Origin of the sequence: Allokutzneria multivorans (assembly GCF_039537405.1) — a bacterium.
Taxonomy (GTDB): domain Bacteria; phylum Actinomycetota; class Actinomycetes; order Mycobacteriales; family Pseudonocardiaceae; genus Allokutzneria; species Allokutzneria multivorans.
Map to the genome: position 1 here is coordinate 1 of NZ_BAABAL010000036.1, position 1,099 is coordinate 1,099.

At 62.1% G+C, this 1,099-nt stretch carries 1 protein-coding gene; it reads left to right on the forward strand.

Annotated features, from left to right (window positions below):
* Positions 1–89 precede the first annotated feature (89 nt).
* On the forward strand, positions 90–1,099 hold a 1,010-nt coding region (locus ABD798_RS37155), incomplete at its 3' end, for an HNH endonuclease signature motif containing protein (RefSeq protein ID WP_344886351.1).

Here is a 1,099-nt window from a genome sequence, read left to right on the forward strand (position 1 = left end):
GTGGGGGTTGCGTTTTCGGGGTTGCGGGCGCCTGGGAATTCATTCTTTAGAGCCATGATCGACTATTATTTGCGGGTATTATTGGGGGCATGCCCCTTGATGAACTTCTTGTCGAGGTTGAGGCGAAACAGGCCGCTCTTTGTCATGCGAAAGCGGAACTCGCCACAGCCTTGATCACATTCCACACCGCCGCCGACGATCGTGATTACCGGTTCGTCCAGAATGAGATCGCCTGCGCCCTGCACATCTCCCGACGCGGGGCGGATCGCATCCTGTCCAACGCCTCCGAACTCACCGAACGCCCCCGGGTGCTCGCAGCCCTGGCGGCCGGGAAAATCGATGAGAGCAAAGCCCTGCTCATCGTCGACCAGATCCGCATCCTCAAGGAACCCCAGACCTCCATCGCCGAAGCGAACCTGCTGGAGTACGCGCCTACCCGTACCTATACCTCCATCCGGCGGCGTGCTCAGACGTTGATCCACAAGTTGGACCCGAAGGCGGCTGATGCTCGCCATGAGGAGAAGCGCAAACGCAGGCTGGTGGAGAAGATCAACCTCGACGACGGCATGGCCGAACTCCGGCACACCATGACCGCCCACGACACCGCGATGGCCTTCGACCACATCGACCGCATCGCGCGCAGCCTCCTGAAGGACGACCGAACCCTGGATCAGAAGCGCGCCGATGTGGCGCGGGATCTGTTGCTGGGCCTGGACACTCCCGCACCACAGGGGCAGACGATGGTCTACCTCACGATGCCCGTCACCGCACTCCTGGGTCTCACCGACGACCCCGGCATGCTGGCCGGATACGGGCCGATCCCGACGAACGTCGCGCAGGACATCGCCAAGGGTGGCATCTGGAAACGGATCCTTACCGACCCGGTCACGGGGATGGCCGAGGAAGTCAGTGAGACCTACCGGCCGTCGCCGAAACAACGAGAACTCATCAACGCCCGCTACCCCAGGTGCACCGCGATCGGATGCCAGCAGCCGTCACACCGCTGCGACCTTGATCATTGCTGTCCGTTCGACGGCACGAACACCACGATCAAGAACCTGCGGCCGAAGTGCAGGCATCACCACACCATGAAGACGCA